The 24,202-nt window shown below is 62.4% G+C and carries 23 protein-coding genes; 11 read left to right on the top strand and 12 right to left on the bottom strand.

Annotated elements, in window-relative coordinates; all coding sequences use genetic code 11:
* Nucleotides 1-119: 119 nt before the first annotated feature.
* Nucleotides 120-1,031: a pirin family protein gene (locus tag EFQ99_RS04320; RefSeq protein ID WP_126919398.1), complete on the bottom strand. Its 912-nt coding sequence runs from the start codon at nt 1,029-1,031 to the stop codon at nt 120-122.
* Between the two features lie 251 nt (nt 1,032-1,282).
* On the opposite strand from EFQ99_RS04320, the gene EFQ99_RS04325 reads away from it, so the two are divergent.
* Nucleotides 1,283-2,095, top strand: a complete 813-nt coding sequence (locus tag EFQ99_RS04325) for a class II glutamine amidotransferase (RefSeq protein WP_126919399.1) — start codon at nt 1,283-1,285, stop codon at nt 2,093-2,095.
* Between the two features lie 12 nt (nt 2,096-2,107).
* On the opposite strand, the gene coaBC is transcribed toward EFQ99_RS04325, so the two are convergent.
* The 3 genes from coaBC to EFQ99_RS04340 form a co-directional block, all read right to left on the bottom strand.
* Complete coding sequence (gene coaBC / locus EFQ99_RS04330) at nt 2,108-3,313, bottom strand: bifunctional phosphopantothenoylcysteine decarboxylase/phosphopantothenate--cysteine ligase CoaBC (protein ID WP_126919400.1); 1,206 nt, start codon at nt 3,311-3,313, stop codon at nt 2,108-2,110.
* Nucleotides 3,314-3,453: 140 nt separating this feature from the next.
* The gene (locus tag EFQ99_RS04335) at nt 3,454-4,203 is read right to left on the bottom strand and encodes an SDR family oxidoreductase (RefSeq protein WP_126919401.1); all 750 of its coding nucleotides are present in this window, start codon (nt 4,201-4,203) and stop codon (nt 3,454-3,456) included.
* Between the two features lie 133 nt (nt 4,204-4,336).
* Nucleotides 4,337-5,101: an SDR family oxidoreductase gene (locus EFQ99_RS04340; protein ID WP_126919402.1), complete on the bottom strand. Its 765-nt coding sequence runs from the start codon at nt 5,099-5,101 to the stop codon at nt 4,337-4,339.
* Between the two features lie 126 nt (nt 5,102-5,227).
* Between EFQ99_RS04340 and EFQ99_RS04345 the strand changes: the two genes are divergently transcribed.
* The 5 genes from EFQ99_RS04345 to EFQ99_RS04365 all read left to right on the top strand — a co-directional run bounded on the left by EFQ99_RS04345 (nt 5,228) and on the right by EFQ99_RS04365 (nt 8,046).
* On the top strand, nt 5,228-6,133 hold the full coding sequence (locus tag EFQ99_RS04345; protein WP_126919403.1) for a LysR family transcriptional regulator: 906 nt from the start codon (nt 5,228-5,230) through the stop codon (nt 6,131-6,133).
* A gap of 214 nt (nt 6,134-6,347) precedes the next feature.
* Complete coding sequence (locus EFQ99_RS04350; RefSeq protein ID WP_126919404.1) at nt 6,348-6,734, top strand: VOC family protein; 387 nt, start codon at nt 6,348-6,350, stop codon at nt 6,732-6,734.
* A 91-nt stretch (nt 6,735-6,825) separates the two neighbouring features.
* Complete coding sequence (locus tag EFQ99_RS04355) at nt 6,826-7,176, top strand: ArsR/SmtB family transcription factor (protein ID WP_126919405.1); 351 nt, start codon at nt 6,826-6,828, stop codon at nt 7,174-7,176.
* A complete protein-coding gene (locus EFQ99_RS04360) occupies nt 7,160-7,645 on the top strand; it encodes an SRPBCC family protein (protein WP_126919406.1) in 486 nt (161 codons plus the stop codon). The genes EFQ99_RS04355 and EFQ99_RS04360 overlap by 17 nt, the downstream gene beginning before the upstream one ends.
* Nucleotides 7,645-8,046: a GFA family protein gene (locus EFQ99_RS04365; RefSeq protein ID WP_125841936.1), complete on the top strand. Its 402-nt coding sequence runs from the start codon at nt 7,645-7,647 to the stop codon at nt 8,044-8,046. Before EFQ99_RS04360 ends, EFQ99_RS04365 begins: the two co-directional genes overlap by 1 nt.
* 24 nt (nt 8,047-8,070) lie before the next feature.
* On the opposite strand, the gene EFQ99_RS04370 is transcribed toward EFQ99_RS04365, so the two are convergent.
* From EFQ99_RS04370 to ubiE, 8 genes are all read right to left on the bottom strand, one after another.
* On the bottom strand, nt 8,071-9,732 hold the full coding sequence (locus EFQ99_RS04370; protein WP_126919407.1) for a thiourocanate hydratase: 1,662 nt from the start codon (nt 9,730-9,732) through the stop codon (nt 8,071-8,073).
* Between the two features lie 208 nt (nt 9,733-9,940).
* Nucleotides 9,941-10,270, bottom strand: a complete 330-nt coding sequence (locus EFQ99_RS04375; protein WP_126919408.1) for a TfoX/Sxy family protein — start codon at nt 10,268-10,270, stop codon at nt 9,941-9,943.
* Nucleotides 10,271-10,273: 3 nt separating this feature from the next.
* Nucleotides 10,274-11,371: a thiohydantoin desulfurase gene (locus EFQ99_RS04380; protein WP_126919409.1), complete on the bottom strand. Its 1,098-nt coding sequence runs from the start codon at nt 11,369-11,371 to the stop codon at nt 10,274-10,276.
* Nucleotides 11,372-11,381: 10 nt separating this feature from the next.
* Nucleotides 11,382-12,632 carry a Zn-dependent hydrolase gene (locus tag EFQ99_RS04385; protein ID WP_126919410.1) on the bottom strand — a complete coding sequence of 417 codons (1,251 nt, stop codon included), beginning with the start codon at nt 12,630-12,632 and terminating at the stop codon, nt 11,382-11,384.
* Nucleotides 12,629-14,008, bottom strand: coding sequence for a dihydroorotase (locus EFQ99_RS04390; RefSeq protein WP_126919411.1), 1,380 nt, complete (start codon nt 14,006-14,008; stop codon nt 12,629-12,631). Before EFQ99_RS04390 ends, EFQ99_RS04385 begins: the two co-directional genes overlap by 4 nt.
* Before the next feature lie 21 nt (nt 14,009-14,029).
* On the bottom strand, nt 14,030-15,616 hold the full coding sequence (locus tag EFQ99_RS04395) for an aromatic amino acid lyase (RefSeq protein WP_126919412.1): 1,587 nt from the start codon (nt 15,614-15,616) through the stop codon (nt 14,030-14,032).
* A gap of 150 nt (nt 15,617-15,766) precedes the next feature.
* Complete coding sequence (gene ubiB, locus EFQ99_RS04400) at nt 15,767-17,341, bottom strand: 2-polyprenylphenol 6-hydroxylase (RefSeq protein WP_126919413.1); 1,575 nt, start codon at nt 17,339-17,341, stop codon at nt 15,767-15,769.
* 62 nt (nt 17,342-17,403) lie between these two features.
* A complete protein-coding gene (gene ubiE, locus EFQ99_RS04405) occupies nt 17,404-18,180 on the bottom strand; it encodes a bifunctional demethylmenaquinone methyltransferase/2-methoxy-6-polyprenyl-1,4-benzoquinol methylase UbiE (protein ID WP_126919414.1) in 777 nt (258 codons plus the stop codon).
* 149 nt (nt 18,181-18,329) lie between these two features.
* Here ubiE and mutM point away from each other — a divergent pair, with 149 nt between their 5' ends.
* From mutM to EFQ99_RS04430, 5 genes are all read left to right on the top strand, one after another.
* Nucleotides 18,330-19,235: a bifunctional DNA-formamidopyrimidine glycosylase/DNA-(apurinic or apyrimidinic site) lyase gene (mutM, locus tag EFQ99_RS04410; protein WP_126919415.1), complete on the top strand. Its 906-nt coding sequence runs from the start codon at nt 18,330-18,332 to the stop codon at nt 19,233-19,235.
* Between the two features lie 22 nt (nt 19,236-19,257).
* Nucleotides 19,258-20,031 carry an enoyl-CoA hydratase gene (locus tag EFQ99_RS04415; protein WP_126919416.1) on the top strand — a complete coding sequence of 258 codons (774 nt, stop codon included), beginning with the start codon at nt 19,258-19,260 and terminating at the stop codon, nt 20,029-20,031.
* Between the two features lie 191 nt (nt 20,032-20,222).
* Nucleotides 20,223-20,501, top strand: a complete 279-nt coding sequence (gene rpsT / locus EFQ99_RS04420) for a 30S ribosomal protein S20 (RefSeq protein ID WP_126919417.1) — start codon at nt 20,223-20,225, stop codon at nt 20,499-20,501.
* A gap of 853 nt (nt 20,502-21,354) precedes the next feature.
* A complete protein-coding gene (gene dnaA / locus EFQ99_RS04425; RefSeq protein WP_126919418.1) occupies nt 21,355-22,905 on the top strand; it encodes a chromosomal replication initiator protein DnaA in 1,551 nt (516 codons plus the stop codon).
* 179 nt (nt 22,906-23,084) lie between these two features.
* Entirely contained in the window at nt 23,085-24,167 is a 1,083-nt protein-coding gene (locus tag EFQ99_RS04430; RefSeq protein ID WP_126919419.1) for a saccharopine dehydrogenase family protein, read from the top strand.
* Nucleotides 24,168-24,202: the final 35 nt, after the last annotated feature.

Here is a 24,202-nt window from a genome sequence, read left to right on the forward strand (position 1 = left end):
CTCTCCCATGCCCGTTACGAGGTCCGAAATCTCATTAGACATTGGATCACCTTCCTTTCGTTCTGTTGCTGATAGCCCGAAGGTAGGCTGATTCTTCTGAGATGCAAGAAGAAATGCGCTCAATGCGCCGCCTTGATAAATGTGCCGTTCTGCAACTCGCGCATCGCCTGCATGATTTCCTCACGGGAGTTCATCACGATCGGGCCGTGCCAGGCGACCGGCTCCTCGATCGGCTTGCCCGAAACAAGCAGGAAACGAATGCCCTGATCGCCGGCCTGCACCGTCACTTCATCGCCGCTGTCGAAGACCACGAGCGTGCGGTTGCCGGACATGTCGCGGATGTTCAGCTCTTCACCGTCGACTTCCTTCTCGACGCGCACGCCGAAAGGTTTCGATGCATCGCGGAAGGTGCCGGAGCCGGCGAAGATATAGGCGAAGGCGTTGCGATAGGTATCGACCGGCAGGCGCTTCTTTCTGCCGGGCGGCACCGAAACGTCGAGATAGATCGGCTCGGCGGCGACGCCGTCCACGGGACCGGCCTTGCCCCAGAAATCGCCGCAGATGACGCGCACAGCCGTGCCGTCATCATCGACGACGACAGGAATGTCGGAGGATTTAACGTCCTGATAGCGCGGCGCCGTCATTTTCAGCGAGGAGGGCAGGTTTGCCCAGAGCTGGAAGCCGTGCATGCGGCCGGCGAAATCGCCCTTCGGCATTTCCTGATGCATGATGCCGCTGCCGGCCGTCATCCACTGGATGTCGCCGGCGCCGAGCAGGCCCTGATTGCCGAGGCTGTCGCCGTGCTCGACGGTGCCGGCGAGCACATAGGTGATCGTCTCGATGCCGCGATGCGGATGCCAGGGAAAGCCGCGGATATATTCCGCCGGATTGTCGTTGCGGAAATCGTCCATCATTAGGAAGGGATCGGTCATCGCAGGATCGCCGAAGCCGAAGACGCGGTGCAGCTTGACGCCGGCGCCTTCCATGGTCGGTGTGGCGATACTCTCATGCTTGACGGGGCGGATCGACATGGCGTCCTCTCAAAGGGTTCAACTTGAGCTCGACTATAGCCGTCGGGTCGCCGGGCGCGAAGTCCGTGGCGCGGGCAACGCAGTGTTCACAAAAGAACACAGCGTTTCGCCGAATTTGAAGAGGCCGGTCGTTAAGAAATCGTCATATTGCGCTTGCAAACCGTCCGAACGTTAAGCTGTTATTAGCCGCGTTGTTCGACAATTTACAGCATGCCCGCCGATGCGGCGGCGGGTTCCGGAGCAAGAAAGCCATGTGTCGCTGGGCAGCCTATCGCGGAGATCCTCTCTATCTCGAGGAGTTGGTGTCTTCGCCCGCCCATTCCCTGATCGAGCAGTCCCATTGCGCCACCCGCGCCAAGACGGCGACGAATGGCGATGGCTTCGGCATCGCCTGGTATGGCGACAGGCCCGAGCCCGGCCGCTACCGCGATATCCTGCCGGCCTGGTCGGATTGCAATCTGAAGAGCCTGGCGCGCCAGATCCGTTCGCCGCTCTTCCTCGCCCATGTCCGCGCTGCCACAGGCGGCGGCACCCGGCGCGACAACTGCCATCCCTTCACCCACGGCATCTGGTCCTTCATGCACAACGGCCAGATCTCCGGTTTCGAGCGCTTGCGCCGGCCGATGGAGGCGATGCTCGACGACGAACTGTTCAATGCCCGCGGCGGCACGACCGATTCCGAGCTGATGTTCCTGCTGGCGCTGCAATTTGGCCTGCGCGAGGCGCCGGTAGCAGCGATGGCTGACATGGTCGGTGTTGTCGAGGATCTGGCGGAAAGCGTCATCGGCTCGATCCTGCTGCGTTTTACTGCCGCCTTCTCCGACGGCAACACGCTTTATGCGATCCGCTATGCCACCGACCGCAAAGCACCGACGCTCTATGCCTCGCCTGTCGGCGCCGGCTATTGCCTCGTGTCCGAGCCTTTGAATGACGATGGTGATGCCTGGGCTGAAATTCCGGACGGCAGTGCCGTCACCATCGGCAAAGATGGCATTGACGTCGCGGACTTCCGGCCGGAGAAGCGGACTGCCGCCAAACCGCAACGCGTAGCTATTCTGGCCTGAGCCCGCTCGCGATTAGCGGAGCCGCCTGGCGATCAGCGCCGCGAGCCTTTCGGCAACCTCTTCCTTCGCCAGGTCAGGCCATTGCTCGACGCCGTCGTGGCGGACGAGTTTGACGCTGTTGCGGCTGCCGCCCATGATGCCGGTCGCCGGAGAGACGTCGTTGGCGACGATCATGTCGGCGCCCTTCCGCTCGAGTTTTGCCCTCGCATTGCTTTCCACGTCCTGCGTCTCGGCGGCAAAGCCGATCACCAGTTTGGGCCGCATCGTGTGATGGCCGACGGTTTTCAGGATGTCCGGATTTTCGGTCAGCGCCAGCGTCGGAATGGATTCGCCCGGATGTTTCTTCAGCTTCTGGTCGGCGGCCGAGGCGACGCGCCAGTCCGCTACCGCCGCGACCATCACCGCGATGTCGGCCGGCAGCGCCGCGAGCACGGCATCCCGCATTTCCTCGGCCCGTTCAACGTGGATGACGGTGACCCCAATCGGATCGGCGATTGTCACCGGTCCCGATACCAGCGTCACCTCTGCCCCGAGCTTTGCAAGCGCCGCGGCGATTGCATGCCCCTGCCGGCCGGAAGAGCGGTTGGCGATATAGCGCACCGGATCGATCGGCTCATGTGTCGGTCCTGAGGTGACGATCGCCTTTCGCCCCTTCAGCGGTTTTTCTCCATCGTCGAGCAGTGCTTCGGCGGCCGCGACGATTTCGAGCGGCTCCGCCATCCGGCCGAGCCCAGCCTCCCGGCTTTCCGCCATTTCGCCGGCCATCGGCCCGATGAAGCGCACGCCGTCAAGCTTGAGCGTTGCCGCGTTGCGCCGGGTCGCCGGATGCGCCCACATGGCCGGGTTCATCGCCGGCGCCGCAAGCACCGGCCTCTCCGTCGCCAAAAGCACGGTCGAGGCGAGATCGTCGGCGATCCCGTTCGCCATCTTCGCCATCAGGTCGGCGGTGGCAGGGGCAATCAGCACGAGGTCGCAATCGCGCGCCAGCCTGATATGGCCGACATCCTGTTCGTCTTGGCGGGAAAACAGATCGAGAAAGACATGGTCCGCCGCCAGCGCACCGACGGCAAGCGGCGTGACGAATTCCTGCGCGCCCTTGGTCATCACAGGGCGGACGCTCGCGCCGCGCTCGCGCAGCCGGCGGATCAGATCCAGGCTCTTATAGGCGGCGATGCCGCCGGAGATGATGAGGAGGATGCGTTTGCCGCTGAGAGCCATGGCTTTTCTACCCGTCGCCTTATTGACCGGCCCTGACCCTAAGCCTTTGGCGGAGAACATGCAATCGCGGGAACGACACCCATCGGCCGTAGCCGGCGGGTGCCGCCCCGTTCATGTCATCAACCGTCATTTTCCTGGGCTCAGAGGTTGCTCATCCCACCGTCGATGATGAGTTCGCTGCCGACGATATAAGCCGCCTCATCGGAGGCGAGGAAGACGATCGTCTTTGCGACTTCGCTGGGGCTCCCGAAGCGGCCGACGGGAATCTGGGACTGGATCTGCGCGGTCATCGCCTTGGAATCTGCTTCCGACGCTCCGAGCTTGCTGTAGAGCGGCGTGGCGATCGGACCTGGGCTGACGGCGTTGACGCGGATGCCGCGGCCGATGAGTTCGCCCGACAGCGTCTTGGCAAGCGTCAGCAACGCACCCTTCGTCAGTGAATAGACGCTGGAGTTCGGCATGCCGATATGGGCGTTGATTGACGTGTTGAGCACGATCGCGGCCTGTTTCGAAAAGATCGGCAGCAGCGACTGGATCAGGAAAAATGGCCCCTTGACGTTGATATCAACCGACCTGTCGAAGGCGGTTTCGCTCCACTGTTCCAGCGGCCCGAATTCGGCGACACCGGCATTGACGAAAAGGATGTCGAGCGAACCGAAAGCTTCCTTCACTGTATCGGCAACGGCCTTCTGGCCGGCCGCATTGCCGGCATCGGCCTGGATGACGATCGCTTTATCGCCAAGTTCGCTACGGGCGGCTTCGACGCTTGCGGCGCTGCTGCCGGTAACGACGACACGTGCGCCTTCGGCGATGAACTGGCGGGCAGTTTCGATGCCGATGCCGCTGGTGCCGCCGGTGATGAGGGCTGTCTTGTACTGAAGACGTGACATGTGAGTTCCTTCAATGGGATGGGCCGCGGCCCGTGGTGGCTCAATTGGAGAATGTTGCAGAAAAAGCGGCGCGACAATCCGGCGAATCGAGGAATGGCAATCAATCCGAGCGGGTCATCGCGCCTGGCTTTCGTCAGGTGCGGGTGATCGAGGCGCCGCCATCAACCAGCGAAGCGGTGCCGGTGACGAAGCTCGCATCGTCGGAGGCGAGATAGAGGACCGAGCGGGCAAGCTCCTCGGGGGCTGCGACACGTTTCAGCGCATGCAGGTTGGTGACGAAGGACTGCTTTTCAGCCGTATCGTTCATGTCCCGATACATATCGGTATCGACGGCCCCCGGAAGGATGGCATTGACGCGCACGCCCTGTTGGCCGAATTCGGCGGCAAGCGCCTGCGTCAGGCCGATCAGGCCGGCTTTGCTGGCGGCATAGGCGGCAACGCCCGGGAAGGCGAAGCTGTAGCCGACGAAGGTCGAGGTGAAGATCACCGAGCCGCCGCCATTTTCGACCATGGCAGCAATCTGGTGCTTGGCGGCGAGGAAGGAGGCGGTGAGATTGATCGCCAGCGCATCGCTGAAGCCTGCTTCCGAAACGGCGGTGCTCGGGCCGGCTTCGCCGAGCGTGCCGGCATTGTTGAAGGCGATGTCGAGTTTGCCGTAATTCGTTACGGCAGCGGCGACCAGCGCCTTATGATAATTTTCCGAGCGAACGTCGCCGGCAACGGCAACCGCATCTCCGCCCTCTGCCTTGATCTCCGCGACGAGGCTGTCGAGTTCGGCCTGGCGGCGGGCGCCGACGACGACCTTCGCGCCTTCGGCGGCGAAGAGCTTTGCCGTAGCGCGGCCGATGCCGGAGCTTGCGCCGGTAACGATCGCGACCTTATTGTTCAAGCGGTTCATGGTTCCATCTCCTGCGTTTGAGGTGAGGCGGCCCTTGCCGTCCCTTTCGATGAAGGGAAGATGGCATTTTCCTTTCGTTCGGATTAGTCTCCAAATTGGAGAACTCGAATTCGGAAAAACCGAACGATGATCAGGATCGAGGGTATTGCGGCTTTCGTCGCTGTGGTCGAGGCAGGCTCGGTCAGCGAGGCGGCCCGGCGGCTGCGGCTGTCCAAATCCGTCGTCAGCGAAAGGCTGGCGGAGCTGGAGAAGTCGCTCGGTGGCCTCCTGTTGCACCGAACGACCCGCAAGCTCACTTTGACCGAGGATGGCGCGGTCTTCCTGGAGCGCGCCACGCGCATCGTGCGCGAGATCGGCGAGGCCGCAGCCGATATGGCCGAGCGGCGCGGAACGCTGTCCGGGCCGATCCGCATTGCTGCTCCCGTCACCTTCGGCCGGATGCATCTCGGTCCGGCGCTTTATCCCTTCCTTGCCGAACATCCCGAGATCGAACTGACCCTCGATATCGACGACCGGCGGGTCGATGCGGCTTCGGATGGCTACGACGCCATCATCCGCAACGGTCCGATCGCCGACAGCAGACTGGTTGCCTGGAAACTCACGCGCAGCCGCCGTCTTCTCTGCGCCTCGCCGGATTATCTGGCGCGCGAGAGAGTGCCTTCATCGCTTGCTGATCTCAACAACCACCGTGGCATCTTCTACACCAATCGCGGCGTTGCCGACTGGCGTTTCCAGACGCCGGAGGGCGCAATCGTCGTCCGCGCGAAACTGGCGCTCGGCATCAACAATGGCGACATGCTCCGCGACGCCGCCATTGCCGGCCTCGGCATCGCGTTGCTGCCCGCCTTCATCGCCGGCCCGGCCATCCGCGAGGGACGGCTTGCCGAAATCGATGTCGGACACAAGCCGGAGGCCGAATTCATCTATATGGCCCATCCCGAGGGCCGAAATCCCTCCGCCAAGCTCCGCGCCATCGCCGATCATCTTAGGAAGAGCTTCGGCGATCCGCCCTATTGGGATCCGGCGGGTTAACCAGCAGGCTCATCAGGTTCTCGGTGACCGGCTGGCGAGATGCCACGGTCGCCCGCTCCTCGACAAATGGCGGGGCGGCTCCAACCTCGTGGGTTCGCTGGCGGCTGGTTCTTCGCGGTTGAAGGCTGGGCCGCCGTCGTTATCTTTACCCTTGCCATGCTGGCGCTGCCCTTCGCTTCCGCCTGACTGCCCAGCACCTCGCGAGGAGAAAAACATGATCCGCATAGACCGCCTCGACCATCTCGTACTGACCGTCGCCGATATCGCGATCACCTGCGATTTCTATTCCGGCATCCTCGGCATGTCGGTCGAAACTTTTGCAGAAGGCCGCAAAGCGCTGAAATTCGGCAGGCAGAAGATCAACCTGCACCAGGCTGGCCACGAGTTCGATCCCAAGGCGAAACATCCGATACCGGGTTCCGGCGATCTCTGCTTCATTGCAGTGACGCCTCTAAACGAAATCATCGCTCATCTCAGGGCCTCCGGCGTCCCGATAGAAGCCGGACCGGCCGAGCGCACCGGTGCGACCGGGCGCTTGCGCTCCGTCTACATCAGGGACCCCGACGGCAATCTCGTCGAAATCTCCAATCCTATCGTCTGACCGCGTTCGAGAATTTTCAACATAGCCGCTTGACGGACGATTACGTGTCCATTAATTAACCTATAAGTTAATTAACTTGTAGGTTAATAAAATGCAAGCTGATGTACTCGGCCGGACCTTTTCAGCGCTTGCCGACCCGACCCGCCGGGCGATCATGGCGCGTTTGGTTTTGGGCGAAGCCTCGGTCTCGGAACTCGCTGAACCCTTCGATATGTCGCTGGTCGCCGTGTCGAAACATCTGAAGGTGCTTGAAAGCGCCGGCCTGATCTCGAAGGGCAGGGAAGCGCAATGGCGCCGCTGCCGATTGGAGGCGATGCCTCTGAAGGAGCTCGACGACTGGCTGGAGACCTATCGGCGCTTCTGGAGCGAAAGCCTCGACAAGCTGGAATCCTACGCAGCAAGCCTGAAACAAAGGAGGAATGTCAATGAACGTGACGAGTGAAGCAAAAGCTGCCGGCCTGAGCCGCGAGATCCTGCTCGTCCGGGATATCGACGCCCCGCGCGATCTCGTCTTCAGCCTCTGGACGGAGCCGAAGCACCTGCTCCACTGGTGGGGGCCGCATAATTGTTCGGCCCCCTCCGTCTCCGTCGATCTGCGTGAAGGCGGCGCCTGGCGGCACTGTATTCTCGGTCGCGACGGCAAGGAATATTGGAGCCGGGGCACCTATCTCGAGATCAGTCCGCCCGAACGGCTGGTCTTCACCTTCGCCTGGGAAAATGAAGATGGAAAGCCCGGGCACGAGATGCACGTGACCATCGAATTGGAGGAAAGGGGCGAAGGCACGCGCCTCGTCTTCCGCAAGCTCGAACTGCCGAGTGATACTGAATTCAAGCTGCAATCGGAGGGCTGGGTCGAGGCGCTGGAGAAAGTTGCCGCCTATGCCGAGGCGCAAGCCAAAGGGAGCATGTAATGAAGAAGATCTATCACGGAAGCTGCCACTGCGGCGCCGTCACCTACGAGGCGAGCCTCGATCTCTCGGCAGGTACCTTTCGCTGCAACTGTTCGATCTGCAGAAAGAAGCGGAACTGGCTCGCCGTCGCAGCACCTGAGGACTTCCATCTCACCGGCGGCGCCGACAATATCGGCGAATACCAGTTCGCCTCCCGCAAACTGCATCATCTCTTCTGCAAGACCTGCGGCATCAGTTCCTATGCCTGGGGCGAAAACGAGAAGATCGGCACCTTCTACGCTGTTTCGGTCAATTGCCTGGATGATGCGAGCCCCGACGAATTGATCGAAGCTCCGATCGCCTTCGTCGATGGTCTCCACGATTGCTACGACGCCTCACCAGAGGAAACGCGGCATCTTTAGTGCGGGGAGCTATTCTTCCCCGCGTCAACCAAGCCGGATATACGGCACGTCCTTCTTCGCCACCTCGTCAACCGCTTCCTCGTAACCCGCATCGGCATACCGCATGACGCCGAGTGCCGTATCGTTGGTCAGCGCATGGTCGAGCCGTTCGTCGGCGGCATCGGTGCCGTCGGCGATGACGGTGACGCCGCAGCTTGTCATGTAGCCGGCATATCCGCCGCCGCCGGAATGGACGACGACGAGATCGGCCATCGACGAGCAGAGCATCATCGCATCGATCAGCGGCCAGTCGGCGATCGCGTCGGAGCCGTCCTTCATCCGCTCGGTCATGATATTGGGATGCGCCATGGCGCCGGCATCGAGATGGTCGCGGGAGAACGCGACGGGGCCTTTGAGTTCACCGCTCGCCACCAGCGCATTGACCCGCCGGGCGAGTGCCGTGCGTTCGCCATGGCCGAGCCAGGCGATACGCGCCGGCAGCCCCTCGAAGGGTACGTGCTCGCGCGCCAGCCGAATCCAGTTGGTGATGATCTTGTTGTCGGGAAACATGTCGAGCAGCAGGTCGTCGATGCGAGCGATGTCGCTCTCCTCGCCCGACAGGGCCATCCAGCGGAACGGGCCGATCGCCCGGGCAAACAACGGCCTCAGATAGGCTTCGGTGAAGATCGGAATGTCGAAGGCATTGGCGACGCCGCCTTCCTTGGCTTGCGTGCGGATGAGGTTGCCGTTGTCGAAGACTTCGGAGCCCTTCTTCTGAAACTCCAGCATCGCCGTGACGTGCTCGACGATCGAGGCGCGGCTGGCCGCCATCAACTGGCCCTGGCCGTCGTCGCGCAAGCCCCGCACCTGGTCGAGATTCATGCCCTTCGGCACGTAGCCGTAGACGAGGTCATGCGCCGATGTCTGATCGGTGACGATGTCGGGCACGATGCCGCGCCTTGCGATCTCAGGATACACCTCAGCCGCATTGCCCACGAGCCCGACGGACAGCGCCCGCTCCTCCTTCACCGCCGTATCGATCATCTGAAGCGCGGTGTCGAGATCGGGGGCGATTTCCTGGAGATAACCGATCTGCTGGCGTTTGCGGGCGCGCTCCGGATCGATGTCGACACACAGGATCGCCGCCCCCGCCATGCGGCCGGCGAGCGGCTGCGCCCCGCCCATGCCGCCGAGGCCGGCCGTCAGCACGAACCGGCCGGCGAGATCACCGCCGAAGCGCCGCTCGGCGATGCGCATGAAGATCTCGTAAGTGCCCTGGATGACGCCCTGGCTGCCGATATATTGCCAGGCGCCGGCCGTCAGCCCGCCCCAGCAGATCAGCCCTTTGCGCTGCAACTCGTAGAACACCTCGGCCTTTGCCCATTGCCCGACAATGTTGCAGTTCGCCATGATGACGAGCGGCGCCTTTGCATGCGTTCGAACGAGCCCGATTGGCTTGCCCGACTGGATGAGCAGCGTCTGGTCCTCTTCCATCTCGGTCAGCGCCTTGACGATGCCTTTATGCGCTGACCAGTTGCGGGCCGCCTTGCCGAGCGCGGCATAAACGATCAGGTTTTCAGGATCCTCGCCAACGGAGAGCACGTTTTCGAGCAGCCGCAGCAGTGCCTCCTGCCGCCAACCCTTGGCACGCAGCTCCGGCCCGCCGGGAATGGGAAATTTCGGATGGCGTGGATTGGCCTTGGGCATCGTGGGTTCCTCGTTCGGTTCTCTCTTCTCACCTTCTCCCCGCCGGGGAGAAGGTGGCCCGAAGGGTCGGATGAGGGGGCCGCACGGCACAAACATCATTGTTGCCCTTCGCTTACGCTTCGTGCACTCGCGGCGTTGCCGCCCACCCCCTCATCTGTCCTTCGGACATCTTCTCCCCGCCGGGGAGAAGAGGGAGGAGCGTCGTTCGCTATTTGCCCGGCAGCGATTCCACATACGCGAGAGCAGCATCGAGCAAACGCCGTCTCAGCGCATCGTCGCCGTAAACCTCGGCATTGGCCCGCACCCAGCCATGCATCACCCGCTCGCCCATCAGCATCTGGATGACACCGGGCAGCGCCAGCGCCCAGCCGTCATTACCGTTGCCGAGGCGGATCAGCATGCCATCTTGGCGCGCGCCGCAGAGAAGGTTGCCGTTGAGCATGAAGGCCCGGCCGCCGAACATGGATTTTTCGGCAAGGCCCGGCCGGTCGCCGAGTTCCTCGCGCAGCAGTTCTTCAAGACCTGGATCGCGCGCCATGGCTCAAGCCCTCGCAGCCAGTGCGTAGCGCGCGATCTCGATCCCCATCGCCTTTTCGACGACGGGATAGACGGTCGGATCGAGCACGCTTGCCGAGAGCGGAATGATATCCATCGGCACATGCAGGATGAAGACAGGCATGCCTTCTTGCAACTGACCGACGCTGAGCGGCTCGCCCTCCGGTGAAAGCGTGGTGATGACGGCAGGGAAGGTCGCAAGCCGCCTGCCATCCGCATCGTCCACCGCCATATATTCGTTCATTACATGCAGCGTCACCGATTTCTCGCCCGAGCCGACGCTGATCGTGCCGATGTCGAAGGCTTCCTTGGTGTAGACGACGTCCTTGCGGGTGATGATGCCTTCGGCGAGGATATGTCCGCCCGTCGTCTTGCAGATCGCGTCGATGACGGCAGATCCGCCGCGTTTCTCTGCCGCAATGATCGCCTCGCCGAGCGCAAGGGCCATCGAGATGCCGCCGAGTGCCGCATGGGTGCGGACATAGGAGGCCCGGAGCGGATTGCGGCAGCTGGCGATGAAGCCGCCGGATTGATCGGCGGCGGCGCGCAGCACTGGCGAGATCTTCGCGGTCGCTCCCTTTACGACAAGCTCGATATAGCGGTTCTCCGCCCGATTGCCGCCGACAGCCGTCTGGATCATCTGTTCGGGCGAGCCAGCCATGCCGATCGAGCCCATGTCGCCCGTCGGATGCGCACGGATATCGCCGACGGCGTCGACCACCTTGGTGCCGAGGATCGCCGACGGCAGCCAGCCGTTCAGCGTCGAGGATTTGCCGTTCTGGCCGATGATCAGCCCGGAAAGTTTCTCGCCCAGCGCCTCCTGCAGCAATTGTACCGCCTTCACGTAGTCGATGCCCTGCATTTCCCAGGGCGTGGTGGAGGCCGGCGCGCCGATAGCGGCTGCGGTCGCGATCCAGTCCTCGTCCTTCAGCTCGTCGATCGAGACCAGTTCCGGCTTGCCGACATTGACCGCGGCAAGCCCAAGCATCCGTCCGTGATCGGCCCAACCGCCGCCGCCTGCAGCATAGACGGAGCCGCCCTTGACCGCAGCTTCGACGTCTTTCTCAACGAGTATGCGTCCCATCGGCCCTCTCCTATTTCAAGCTTTCGTCCATCTCGCGCACCGCTTCGAAAAGTACGGCGGCTCCGAGCGCGATGTCGTCATTTTCAGCCCATTCGTCGGCCGAATGGCTGCGGCCTTCCCGGCAGGGCACGAAAATCATCGCTGCCGGCGCCACTTTGGCGATCCAGGCGGTATCGTGTCCCGCGCCGGAGGCCATACGCCGATGTCTTGCGCCGACACGATCACAGGCCGCCTCCAGGGTCGACAACAGCCCGGCATCAGCAGGTGTCGGCAGATTGTCGGAAACCCGGTTCGGCGTCCTGATCGTCACGCCGTAGGCTCCAGCCAGCTTTTCGACATGGCCGTCGAGCCAGCGGCAGAAAGCCTCCATGTCGGCGCGGATTTCGGCGCGCCCATCGATCAGCAGCACCACCTTCGACGGCACGACATTGGCGGCATTTGGCTCGATGCGGAATTCGCCGACCGTCGCTGCAAAATGCCCCGGCGTTTTGGCAAGCTCGGCAGCGGCGTTGCGGATATCGAGCACCAGCTGCGATGCTGTCACCAGCGCATCCGCCCGCCGGTCCATCGGCGTCGTGCCGGCATGGTCGGCCCGACCCTCGACGGTGATTTCAATACGAGTGATGCCTGAGATCGCGGTGACGATGCCGATATCGTCCTTCTCGACTTCAAGCACTGGGCCTTGTTCGATGTGGAGCTCGAGAAAGCCTGCTATATCGGGCCTGTTCTGCTGCATCAGCACATCAGGTCTGCCACCGATCTCAGCGATGCCCTCGGCTAGGTCGCGCCCGTCGCTGACGCGCGAAAGCCAGGCCTCCGGCAATTGGCCGGTCATGCCGCGGCTGCCGATGCAGGACACGCCGAAAATGCTGACCTCCTCGGCAAGAAAATCGACGATTTCGAGATCGTGGTCGAGCTCCAGGCCCTGGTCCGTAAGCGCTCGCGCCACCTCCAGCGCCGATATCACTCCGGCAATGCCGTCAAAGCGGCCGCCGTCAGGCACGGTGTCGGAATGCGAGCCGACCATGATCGTGCCGAGCCACGGTTTCCGGCCCGTGCGCCGGCCGATCAGATTGCCGGCGGCATCGATCCGCGTTTCCAGTCCCGCCGCCTTCATCCGCGCTTCGATATAGGCCCGCCCTTTCATGAAAAGCGGCGAGAAGGCGCGCCGTGTCCAGGGATGCCCCGGCTCGGTAATTGCGGCCAGCGCCTCGATATCCCCGGCGATCCGGCCGGCATTGACGGGAAGATTGCGGCTCATGCAGCAGCTCCTGCAATCACCTGGCGCGGCAGTGGCCGCACGAAGCGACCGGTGCCGGGTTCGGCCAGCACCTTTCCGCCCTCCGCGATCTTTTCGCCGCGCAGATACGTGGCGGAAACGGTCCAGGGCAGGCGGATACCGTTATAGGGGCTCCAGCCGACGACGTTGTTGCCGCTCGCCGCGGCATCATAGACCCTTTCACGCGGCTCCAGCACGGTGATATCGGCGTCTTTGCCCGGTGTCAGCGCGCCCTTGATATGGTCGAGCCGGAAATGCTTCGCCGGGTTCTCCGCCATGAGCTTCGCTGCCCAAGTCAGCGGTATGCCGCGTTCGATGGCTCCCTTCACGAAAAGCGGCATCATCACCTCGAGGCCGGGAACACCGGAAGCGTTGGCGAGCATATCGGGATTAGTCTTGCGGTTTTCCGACCAGCTGACATGATCGGTCGAGACCAGCCAGACATCGCCCTCCGCCACCTTCCGCCAGAGCCTCTCCACCTCGGCGCGCGGCCGTATGGGTGGATTGATCTTCGCCTTGCCGCCCAAGCGCTTCACGTCGTTTTCCTCGTCGAGCGTCAGATAATGGATGCAGCATTCGACCGTTGCCGCAAAGCCGTCGCGGCGATAGGCGCGGGCGATATCGTAGCCGCGCCCGAGCGAGCAGTGCACCACATGCGAGGGGCAGCCTGTGTTGGCGCCCGTCTCGAAGATCGTATGCATCGCCAAGAGTTCGGTAATCGCAGGCCGCGACAGGCCATGCGCCCGCCAGTCGGTGATGCCGCTCGCCTTCACCTGCTCCATATAGGTGCGCACCGCCTCGTCGTCCTCGTTGTGGACACCGGCCGTCAGCCCCGTTGGAGCGATCGCGGCAAAGCACGCGTCGAGCAGGGCTGGGGGAATACGTGGAAAGCGCTTGGGGTCGGTGCCGAAGGTCGAGAATTTGAAGGCAGCCACACCGGCCTCGACCATTTCGGCAATCCGCGCCGGGCCTTCTTCTGGATCAATCGTGCCATAAAGCGCGAAATCGACGCGCGCCTGTGGACCGGCATGATCGACCTTCCGCTGCACCGCCGCTGCCGAGCAGACGAGGTTGCCCTCGTCATAGGGCATGTCGACGATTGTTGTGACGCCGCCGGCGGCCGCCGAGCGCGTCGACCAGATGAAATCCTCCTGATCCTTCTGGGAGAGCGAATGCACCTGCGCGTCGATTGCGCCGGGCAGGATCAGCGCTTTGCCGAGCAGATGCCGTTCGCGGGCCGCAGGCGGCACGCCGAGGCCGACCTCGGCGATCTCACGGTCGCGCACGGCGACATAACCCTGTTCGAGAATGCGGTCCGGCAGCACCACCGTGCCCTGCAGAACGAGATCGAAATCCATGCCGCTTCTCCCCAAGTTTGATCAGACTGTCGCCGGCTCCTGGCTGGACAGCCGCTCCTCGATACGCTGCAGCGAGCCGAGCGCGAAGAAGTCGTCGAAAGACGCGATCGGAACCTGCTCGGTCAGCTTCGAGAGGAAATCGTCCGAGCCGAGTTCCTCCTCGATCGCCTCCACCTCCGCCGAGAGCGGCCGGTCGACGGTATAGAAATCCGCGTGTTTGCGCACGACCTCGTAGAGCATGGCGGCAACGCCCTTCGGCTCGTCGCCGAGAATGTCGATCGCCTGGGCCGAAAGCAGCGCCTCCAATGCCGCGAGGCGCTTCAGCGCTTTCATCTGCCGGTCGAAGCGCTCGATGACGAGCGGCAGGAAGGCAGCCTCGTCCTCCAGTCCGGCCGCGACGACCAGCGACTGGGCCGAGACGGGATTGGACATCGACAGCACGCGCGAGAAGATCTCGCCGGCAAGTTTGATGATCGGCCCGAAACCGGTGGCGATCCGCCCCGGCGGCACCAGATTGACCGGCAGGTCGCGCCGCTGGCCGTTGCCGAGAATGACGCAGCGGTTGAAGGCGTTGCGCGCCGCGTGCGCCATGCAGAGCGCTGCCGATTCGAGCAGGATCGTCACGTCGAGCGGCAGAGAACCGCCCGACGTCATCACCCGTCCTTCGACCACGACCGGATTGTCGTCCGAGCGCCCGGTGGCGGCAAGGATCTTGTGGCCTGTCGAAAGCAGGTTCTCGATGACAGCGCCGAACACCTGGGCGATCATGCGCAGGCTGAGCGGGTCCTGTACATGGGTGGCGACCGGCCAGTTCCAATCGTCAGACGCATTGCAGAGCCAGGCGCCGATCAGCGCTTCGCGCGCCGTGCCGACATGCCGGACGGCCTTCCAGGGATCGCGGGAAGCGCCGAGCGCGCCTGATGCCATCATGGCGGTGGCGAGCAGGATTCGGATCGAAGCCGCTGCATTGCGCGTCGTTTCCGCCGCCGCCGCAAAACTCACCGCATTGATGCTGAGCGAAGCAAGGCTGTCGCGCGGCGCCATTCGCACGGGTTCAAGCCCTGCCGCCCGGAACGCCTCTGCCGCCTGCATCCGGTTGCCGCGATAGACCGCTTCGCCAACACCCGTCAGCACCGCGCCGATCTGCCCCATCAGCCCGATATCCGCACAGCCGATCGAGCCGGTGCGGCGCACGACCGGGATGAGGTCGGCCTCGAGCATGGTGATATAGGCCTGGATCAGTTCCGGCGTGCAGCCAACCTGGCCGGTCAGCGCCGTGTTGACGCGGATCGCCATGGCGTTGCGCACGACATTGCAGGAAAAGGGTGTGCCGGTGCCGAAATGATGGGCGCGCACCAGGCCGAGATTGAAGGTGTCGAGTTCGTCGGCCGACCACTCCACGTCTTTCATCGCGCCGACGCCCGTCGTCGAGCCGTAGACTGGCATGCCGGAGGCAATCGCATCCTCGACGACCTCGCGGGCAATCGCGATGCGGGCCATGCCCGTTGGCGAAGCCGAAATCACAGCCTTGCCCGCACCGATCGTCACCATCTCGGCAAAGCCGAGCGGTCGTCCGGAAAGTTCGATGCCAGGGCGTTCGTGCTTCATGTGCTATGTCTCCCAGAACCGGATTCCGAGCATGATGTCGCCCGAAAACCGCGCACACTTTCGGCACCATGCTCCGGACGCGAGACTAAGCGAGGCCTCCGTCACATGGGATATCCCAAATGCCGAACACCGCATGTTTTTGGCAGGCGGTCAGCTCACCATCCAGGCAATATAGAGAAGCGTCAATGCAATAAGCCATAGCGCAATCCTGGCCGAGCGGTTGTGGCGCGCCTCGGCCTTGCCGATCGCATCTGCCGTCTGCGCATCGAAGCGCAGCCCGTGTTCGCTCATATGTAGAAGCTGGTGGTGGAACTTTTCGGTCTTGGCGGCAATTTCTGGCACGGCTTCGGCAAGCTTGACTGCCGCCTTCAACCCGTCCTGAATATCGGTAACGATCCGCTTCGGCCCGAGATTGTTACGGATCCAGTCGCCGACGACGGGCTCGGAAGCTTTCCACATATTGAAGCGCGGATTGAGCATGCGCGACACGCCTTCGACGACGACCATGGTCTTCTGCAGCATCACCAGCTCCGGCCGCGTCGCCATGTCGAACAGTTCTGTCACTTCGAAAAGCAGCGTCAACAGCTTGCCCATCGAGATCGTCTCGGCCGGCTGTCCATGGATCGGCTCACCGATTGCCCGGATCGCCTGGGCGAAGCTCTCGACATTATGGTGGCCGGGCACATAACCCGCCTCGAAATGCACCTCGGCGACGCGGATATAGTCGCGAGTGATGAAGCCATAGAGGATTTCGGCGAGGAACCGCCGCTCCTTCTTGCCCAGCCGCCCGACGATGCCCATGTCGACAGCGACGATCATGCCGCTGTCATCGACGAAGAGATTGCCCGGATGCATGTCGGCATGGAAGAAGCCGTCGCGCAGGGTGTGGCGCAGGAACGACTGGATCAGCGTATCGGCAAGCAGGTTGAGGTCGTGGCCGGCCGCGCGCAGGCCTTCGACGTCGGACATCCTGGTGCCGTCGATCCATTCCATGGTGATGACGTCGCGCCCGGTGCGCTCCCAATCGACCTTCGGCACGCGGAACCCGGGGTCCCTTTCGGTATTCTCGGCGATCTCGGAAAGGGCTGCGGCCTCGAGGCGAAGATCCATCTCGACCTTCGTCGTCTGCTCCAGCGTCTTCGTCACCTCGACGGGACGCAGCCGCCGGCTGAACGGCAGGAAACGCTCCTGCATATGGGCAACGAGATACATTGCCTCGATGTCATGGGCAAAACGCTGTCGCACGCCGGGCCGAACGATCTTGACGGCGACCTTCTTGCGGCCCTCCGATGTCTCGACCTCGGCCGCATGCACCTGGGCGATCGAGGCGGCGGCGATCGGATCGCCGAAGCTCGCATAAAGCTCGCCGATTGGCCGCCCAAGCGAGCCTTCGATATTGGCCTTGGCGGCAGCCACGGGAAAGAAGGCCATCCGGTCCTGGAGCTGCGACAGGTCGTTGGCGAATTCGACGCCGACGACATCCGGCCGCGTCGCCAAGAATTGCCCGATCTTCACATAGGAGGGGCCGAGCCGCTCGACGGCCTGCGCCAATCGGTCGCTGCGAGCAATTGCCTTGGCGCGGTTGCGCGCAAACAGGCCGACGAAGGATTTGGCGAGGCTGATCGGGGGCGGCAGGCCTTCCGAGGGCAATGCCGATATCACGCCTTCGCGCACCAGAATCCAGCCGACCCGAACGAGCCTGAAATATGCCCCGAAAGTGCTCATGTCCTGTTTGATTCTCGCGCGACGCTATCCGAAAACCGCTCTACATTTTTCGGCGCCATGCGTCAGAGCTTCCAGCCGGAATGGAGGGCGGCGATGCCGCCGGTATAATTGGTGTAGGTGACGCGCGAAAAGCCAGCCTGGCGGATCATTGCCGCGAAATTCTCCTGGTTCGGGAACTTGCGGATCGATTCCACCAGATATTGGTAAGGCTCGGCATCGCCGGTGATCGCTTTGCCGAATTGCGGAATGGCATTGAACGACCAGGCATCGTAGATCTTGTCGAGAAGCGGCATATCGACTTCGGAAAATTCCAGCACCAGCAGCCGTCCGCCGCGCTTCAGTACGCGATAGGCTTCCGACAGCGCCACGTCGATCCTCGGCACGTTGCGGATGCCGAAGGCGATCGTATAGGCGTCAAAGCTGCCCGCCTCGAAAGGCAGTTCCTCGGCATTCGCCTCGACGAAAGTAAGATTGCTGGAAAGCTTCTTCTTTTCCGCCCGCTCGGCGCCAACGCCAAGCATCGAACCGTTGATGTCGAGGACGGTCGCATGCGCTTGCCGGCCCGAGGCTTCGACGATGCGGAAGGCGATATCACCCGTGCCGCCGGCAACGTCGAGCACCTTGTAACTCGGCTCCTTGCGCGGGTTCAGGGCCGAGATCATCGCATCCTTCCAGGCGCGATGCATGCCCATGGACATGACGTCGTTCATGATGTCGTAGCGCTTGGCGACCTTATGGAACACCTCGTTGACGAGGCCCTGCTTTTCGCCGTCAGGCACCTCGCGGAAGCCGTAGGAGGTCTCCATGCCGCCATCGGCGGAAGTGCGGCTTTCTGACATCAGGCTGCTCCGTTCTTGAAGATTCGGGCGCGGCGGCCATAGCGAAAGACCGCGCACGACGTTATCTATGGGCCGCGTTCTCCACGGCACACTGGCGCTATAGCGCACATCGTCGTCGGTTGAAACACGTTAGATATAGATGGGTTAAGATGCCGGAATTGCCAGAAGTCGAAACGGTCAAACGCGGCCTGACGCCGGCAATGGAGGGTGCTCGCGTCGCGCGGCTGGAGCTGCGCCGCGGTGATCTGCGCTTCCCCTTTCCCGATGCTTTCGCCGATAGGGTTTCCGGCCGCACCATTCTCGGCCTCGGCCGGCGCGCCAAATATCTGCTCGTCGACCTAGATGACGGCAACACGCTGATTTCGCATCTCGGCATGTCCGGTTCTTTCCGCATTGAGGAGGGCCGCATCGAGGAGGGGGCGGCCTCTGCCGCGCCGGGCGAATTCCACCATCCCCGTTCGAAGGATGAGAAGCACGATCACGTCATCTTTCATCTCGAAGGTGCGGGCGGCCCGTGCCGCGTCGTCTATAACGATCCGCGCCGTTTCGGCTTCATGGATATGGTGAGCCGCGCCGAACTCGCCGCCCATCCCTTCTTCCGCGATCTCGGCCCCGAGCCGACGGGAAACGAACTCGGCGCCGCCTATCTGGCCGAACGTTTCCGCGACAAGGCGCAGCCGCTGAAGAGCGCGCTTCTCGACCAGAAGAATATTGCCGGTCTCGGCAATATATATGTGTGCGAGGCGCTGTGGCGTTCGCATCTGTCGCCGATCCGCGCCGCCGGCACGCTGGTGACCGCAGGCGGCCGGCCAAAGGAACAGCTGAACCTGCTCGTCGCCTCGATCCGCGATGTCATCGCCGATGCCATCGCCGCCGGCGGATCGTCGCTGCGCGACCATATCCAGACGGACGGATCGCTCGGCTATTTCCAGCATTCCTTCTCCGTCTATGATCGCGAAGGTCAGGCTTGCCGCACGCCCGCCTGCGGCGGTACGGTCGCCCGTATCGTCCAGGCGGGTCGCTCCACTTTCTATTGCGCCACCTGCCAGAAGTAACAGTGAGAATAGGGAGAACAGCATGGCCTACGAGACCTTGATCGTCGAAACCCGAGGCAATGTCGGCCTCGTCACGCTGAACCGTCCGCAGGCGCTGAACGCGCTGAATTCCACCGTGCTTAGGGAATTGAAGGAGGCCTATGCCGCCTTCCACGCCGACGAGGCGGTCGGCGCCATCGTGCTCACCGGCTCCGAGCGCGCCTTTGCCGCCGGCGCCGATATCAAGGAGATGCAGTCGCTCCAGTTCGCCGATATCTATAAGAGCGATTTCATCAGTGGTTGGGATGATGTCGCCAAGGCGCGCAAGCCTGTCATCGCCGCCGTCAGCGGTTTTGCGCTCGGCGGCGGCTGCGAGCTCGCCATGATGTGCGATTTCATCATCGCCTCGGAGACGGCGAAGTTCGGCCAGCCGGAAATCACCCTTGGCGTCATTCCCGGCATGGGCGGCTCGCAGCGCTTGACGCGGGCCGTCGGCAAGGCGAAGGCGATGGATCTTATCCTGACCGGCCGGATGATGGACGCGGCCGAGGCCGAACGATCGGGACTCGTTTCGCGTGTGGTGGCGCCCGAGCGCCTGATCGACGAGGCTTTGGCCGCGGCCGAAAAGATCGCTTCGCTTTCGCGTCCCTCGGTCCTGATGGCCAAGGAGGCGGTCAATCGCGCATTCGAGACGACGCTGGAGGAGGGACTGCGGTTCGAGCGCCGGCTGTTTCACAGTCTCTTTGCCACGGACGATCAGAAAGAGGGCATGGCTGCCTTCGTCGAGAAGCGCAAACCTGCTTTTACGCACCGTTGAAAGCTTTTAGGCGCTGCCAGTGGGAAAGCTTGAAAATCCGCGTTGACGTGGGCCGGCTTTAGAGTTATATGCCCGCCCACGGTTCGGAAAGCCGGTCTGGTTTTCCGCGATTGCTCCCGCATTGCTGGATTTGGTGGCCGCAGGCCCCGCGGTGATGGCGGAGTTTATTCGAATTCTTGAGAGAGGCATCCATGGCCAATACAACTTCGGCGAAAAAAGCGACCCGCAAGATCGCCCGCCGTACCGACGTCAATAAGGCTCGTCGCTCGCGCGTTCGTACTTTCGTTCGCCAGGTCGAAGAGGCTATCGCATCCGGTGACGCCGCGAAGGCAAAGGCAGCTTTCCTGGCAGCCCAGCCGGAACTTGCCCGTGCTGCCAGCAAGGGCGTGCTTCACTCCAACACGGCATCGCGCAAGGTTTCGCGTCTGGCTGCTCGTGTGAAGGCGCTTTCGGTCACCGCGACCGCATAATCTTCCATTAACGACTTCCTCGTTATGATTAGCCCGGTAATTTTACCGGGCTTTTTCGATTCCGACGATCGGCTCCCGTATGGTTAATCTCACGACTGTTTCGTGTCAGCGCCATGACAGGAAAAATTGTTTAAAAACAATGGCTTGCGCTAGGATGCTTTGATGCCGCGCGACTCTGCCCCGCGCTTCCGGGACCAGGGGGGAGTCAAGAAGATTTTTATTTTTTTTCTTTCCATGCGTGTCAAAATAGCCCGAACGGGGAATCTCCTTGATTCAAAAGCGATTCTTTTTTGACGCTGGTGTGACGCCCGAAAAGGGCGGGCGGAGTCAATGCCCGCTTCTTAATTTTGCGTAAAATTCATCGTTGATATTGCCTTTTGATCCTGCCTAAATGCCTTCAACAGAGGGCGCGGACATCACCTGCAGAGGCTCGGTTTTAAACTGCCACGTCGGCAGGGCGATCAGTTTGTGCCATTTGTTACGGAGCTTGCGCTTCCGTTTTTTCAAGCACTCGACGGATTTGGGCCGTAACGTGGCTGTTACGGGCAGGGATGTTTTGTGCCTTCAGTGGCCACACGTTTAAGGCGAGGCCGCCGGAGAAGGTTAAAGTGATATTGCGTTCGGGCTGGTCGTCGAAAACGAGGATCGACCGCCGGCCTGGTACGGAAATCCGATGAAGGTTGCCGCATGAATGCGGTTCCTGCAACGGAATTCTGTACCGGTCCCTTCGGGGGCAGTGTTTGAGTGAACCGGCAGGTGAGCGGCTCATGAGGATCCGCCAGCCCGCCAAAGCGGGGAATAATCGGGCGGCTATTTTAGCGGAGGCCGCCCGGTGGAATTGAAAGGCGGCACTATGCAAATGAACACGATGACGACGGGCGGGCTGGACAATGGGGATGTGGCACCGCAGGCGTTTGGCTCCATTCGCCTCGAAGGAGGAGAAGTAAAGGCGGAAATGAAGCAAGGCATATTGTTTGAGCGCGTCAGCGCGCGCTTGAAGGCTCAAGTCGGTCCCGATGTCTATGCCAGCTGGTTTGCAAGGCTGAAGCTGCATTCGGTATCGAAGAGCGTCGTTCGCCTTTCGGTTCCGACGACCTTCCTGAAGTCGTGGATCAACAATCGTTATCTCGATCTCATCACCGGCCTGTTCCAGGCCGAAGACCCGGAAATTCTCAAAATCGAAATCCTGGTGCGCACGGCAACGCGCAGCGGCGTGAAGGCACTCGACGAGGTGGCAACGCCCGAGCCCGCCGCTCCCGCGCAGATGCGCCGCCCCGCAAGCGCCCAGCCGGCCGGTCAGGCCGTCCAGCAGGCAGTTTCGGTCGTCGCCGCGGCAAGGCCCGCAAGCCTTGGTTCGCCGCTCTTCGGTTCGCCGCTCGACAGCCGCTTCACATTCGACACTTTCGTCGAAGGCAGCTCGAACCGCGTCGCCCTTGCCGCCGCAAAGACGATCGCGGAAGCCGGTTCCGGCGCTGTGCGCTTCAATCCGCTCTTCATCCATTCGACGGTCGGTCTTGGTAAGACCCACCTGTTGCAGGCGATCGCCAATGCCGCGGTGCAGAACCCGCGGGCCCTGCGCGTCGTCTATCTGACGGCGGAATATTTCATGTGGCGCTTCGCCACCGCGATCCGCGACAATGATGCGCTGACGCTGAAGGATTCCCTGCGCAACATCGACCTTCTGATCATCGACGACATGCAGTTCCTGCAGGGCAAGATGATCCAGCATGAATTCTGCCACCTCCTGAACATGCTGCTCGACAGCGCCAAGCAGGTCGTCGTCGCCGCCGACCGCGCGCCCTGGGAACTGGAATCGCTCGACCCCCGCGTCCGCTCGCGCCTGCAGGGTGGTGTGGCGATCGAATTCGACGCGCCTGATTACGAGATGCGTCTCGAAATCCTCAAGCGTCGCCTTGCCGCGGCCCGGCTCGAGGATCCGTCGCTGGAAATTCCCGCCGAACTGCTCCAGCACGTCGCCCGCAACGTCACGGCCAGCGGTCGCGAACTCGAAGGCGCCTTCAATCAGCTGGTTTTCCGTCGCTCCTTCGAGCCGAACCTGTCGATCGAGCGCGTCGACGAACTGCTTGCCCATCTCGTCGGCTCCGGCGAGCCGCGCCGGGTGCGCATCGAGGATATCCAGCGCATCGTCGCAAGGCACTACAATGTCTCGCGCCAGGAACTGGTCTCGAACCGCCGTACCCGCGTCATCGTCAAGCCGCGCCAGATCGCCATGTATCTGTCGAAGACGCTGACGCCGCGCTCCTTCCCCGAGATCGGCCGCCGTTTCGGCGGGCGCGACCACACCACAGTGCTGCATGCCGTGCGCAAGATCGAAGAGCTGATTGCGGGAGACACCAAGCTTTCCCACGAAGTCGAGCTTCTGAAGCGACTGATCAACGAATAATCGGTGGACCTGTCAGGAAATTTGATGGCCGGAAGCGATTCCGGCCGTTTTCCTTTATAAGCTTTTTATTCTATACCTCCGGCACATCCAAAGCATGCCGCCCGAACGCGCTTAGCGATTTGGGCTCGATGCAGCGGACAAGGACGAAAGCGCCAAAGAGGGCGCGTGGGAGGTAATGAATGAGTTTCGAAAAGATCGCCGTTCTCGGCCTGGGCAAGGTCGGACGGCTGGCGGCAACGCTTTTGCATGAAGGTGGCTTCGAGGTCATCGGCGTCGATGCCCAGCTGCCTTTGGGCGAGCTTCCTTTCAAGTGCCGCACGGGCGATATCTCCGATCCTCAGGTGATCGGCGAACTGCTCTCGAATGTCGAGGCGGTGCTGTCCTGCCTGCCCTATCACCTGAACATCGAGTTGGCGCGCGCCGCCCATCTTGCCGGCATTCATTATTTTGACCTGACGGAGGACGTCCCCACAACCAATTTCATCATTGAGCTGTCGAAGACGGCCCGCGGCCTGATGGCGCCGCAATGCGGCCTGGCGCCCGGTTTCGTCGGCATCGTCGGGGCAAGCCTTGCCGATGGCTTCGAGCGCTGCCGTTCGATCCGCATGCGCGTTGGCGCCCTGCCGCAGCATCCGACCGGACTTCTCGGCTACGCCTTCAACTGGTCGCCGGAAGGTGTCGTCAACGAATACCTCAATGATTGCGAGGTCATCGAAGGCGGCGTGCGCAAGCTCGTCTCGCCGATGGAATGGCACGAGACCGTCTATGTCGGTGGCGTCAAGCTGGAAGCTTTCACGACCTCGGGCGGCCTTGGCACCATGTGCGACACGATGCTCGGCAAGATCGATAATCTCGATTACAAGACCATGCGCTATCCCGGCCACATGGAACTGATGAATTTCTTCTTCCATGAGCTGCTGATGCGCGACAAGCGTAAGCTCGCCGGCGAGATCCTGACCAACGCCAAGCCGCCAGTGGAAGACGATGTCGTCTACGTCCATGTCGCAGCCGAAGGGACCGAGCATGGCAACCTGCGCCGCAAGGAGTTCGTGCGCGCCTATTATCCGATCGAGATTGCCGGCGCGCGCCGCACGGCGATCGCCTGGACGACGTCGGCCTCCGTCGTCGCCGTCATCGAGATGGTCCGCGACGGCCTGCTGCCGGCGACCGGCTTCCTGCATCAGGAGCATATTCCGCTCGATATGTTCCTGAAGACGCCCACCGGCAGCCTCTTCAAGGCGGGCGCCACCAACCACGGCTGAGAATTGCTTTCCGACGCGGCGGCGATGTCGATGCC

Origin of the sequence: Rhizobium vallis, assembly GCF_003985155.1 — a bacterium.
GTDB classification, from domain to species: domain Bacteria; phylum Pseudomonadota; class Alphaproteobacteria; order Rhizobiales; family Rhizobiaceae; genus Rhizobium; species Rhizobium vallis.